General features: G+C 45.5%; 1 protein-coding gene and 1 rRNA gene. One reads left to right on the top strand and one right to left on the bottom strand.

What is annotated here, in order from left to right:
* A partial coding sequence (locus A3848_RS32725) for a hypothetical protein (protein ID WP_218618995.1) occupies positions 1-206 on the bottom strand: 206 nt, incomplete at its 3' end.
* Positions 207-1,480: 1,274 nt separating this feature from the next.
* On the opposite strand from A3848_RS32725, the gene A3848_RS26090 reads away from it, so the two are divergent.
* Positions 1,481-1,660 (top strand): 16S ribosomal RNA (locus A3848_RS26090); the annotation flags it as partial.

The raw sequence follows: 1,660 nt of genomic DNA, 5'->3' as shown, positions 1-1,660 counted from the left end.
CCTGTAAAGGAGCAAGAAACGGCGTCCACCTCCTGAGAGGCCGAACGAAGGAATGTAAGGGCAAAGACCCCGCGTGACATGGGAGGGTAAGCCGTCAGGAGACAGGTGTGGATATCCAAAGTGCGATCACAGAACGTATCCTTGGGTTGGGGATGAATCCCCCGCTCTCTATTCCCGCCACCGGCTTCACCAGAAAATAATGTCATCCTTACATGACTTCTCCAGCTCTCAATCTGTCTATGGCTGAAAATCTTAGAACCAGTGAGTAAACAAGAGTATTTATTAATTTATAGTGGGAGGAATAGAAAGCCATTTTGAGCGAAATTACGGGCAAACAGCTTCGATCTGGGCCGGAGTGAAGAACTCAACCTGCACAGATCCCAATGATATTTTTAAGCTCATGCCCTTCTATTGAAAAGAAATGATGATACAGACTCTCTGATGAAGCTATTTAAGCGTGAGGTTGCTGATAGCCTTTATAAATATTACGGAATGCATCGTTTTCTGCCAATAATGGCGAAGATGGAACAAGCCTTCATGTGCTGCGGCTCTTCGTCTGGTTCACCGGATTGGAGTGATCCAAGCCCGGCAAGATATTCAGAGATTTAATACTGCTCAGCATCGTACGTCGATATCGATGAAAGGTTTACCGCCGGCAATCAAGCCCGTGTCAACATTGACCAGAACGTCTGCAGTAGCCGTATTTGTCACTTTAAATCCAAGACCGGACAATATGAATAAAGGTGCTCCGGCAATGCCTACTCCGCCCGTTTGAGCAGCTTGCTTATCTTGTCCGCTGATGCGCTGAAAGGTACTAGGTCGAGCAAGTATTTGGAAGCTACTGTTCTCTGGTTCGATCTGGAGATCAGGAAGCTTCCTTTTTTATACCCGGTTCCAGCATTGGAGAGCTAAGTTACGGCCATTTTGATCACAAGCAATTCGTTAGTCGATCTACAGACAAGGTTGACATAGCCGCGTTTAGCCTGATGCATGTTCACTATATATGTCCCTGCCGGATAATTGACACCATCCACGCTTAACGGAGGGACAGTCTTCTCAACCTTCACACCGTTGCGGAGCAGGTTTGCACTATTTTGTAGGTTTCCAGCTCGTTCTTTTGCAGATCAATTAAGGTGACTCGAGCTTTATTAATATCCAATCGTTAGTCTATATGTTCTGATTTAAATGGTAAAAATTACAGGTTGCATGATATAGGGAAGTCGAGGTATATTATTAGTCCGGCCAAGAAACACCAACGCTGAGCTCGAAATGAAGTTGAAAAAAAGAGCTTGCATTACTCGGTCGAACGTGATATATTATAAGAGTTGCTGGTGACGAGATAATCGGCGCCGACGACGAGCTTGATCTTTGAAAACTGAACAACGAGTGAGTGGGATTTCACGCAAGTGAGATCCAAAAATAGAGAATATTTTATTCTCGTCAGATGTTTCAAAATGAGCAATCGCTCTTTCTAAATACCAATTTGGAGAGTTTGATCCTGGCTCAGGACGAACGCTGGCGGCGTGCCTAATACATGCAAGTCGAGCGGAGCTTATCCTTCGGGGTAAGCTTAGCGGCGGACGGGTGAGTAACACGTAGGCAACCTACCCTCTAGACTGGGATAACTACCGGAAACGGTAGCTAATACCGGATAATTCCT

Source organism: Paenibacillus sp. P32E, assembly GCF_001909085.1.
GTDB lineage: Bacteria > Bacillota > Bacilli > Paenibacillales > Paenibacillaceae > Paenibacillus_AQ > Paenibacillus_AQ helianthi.
The sequence above is the reverse complement of the archived record's forward strand: the minus strand, read 5'-3'. Positions and strand labels throughout refer to the sequence as shown.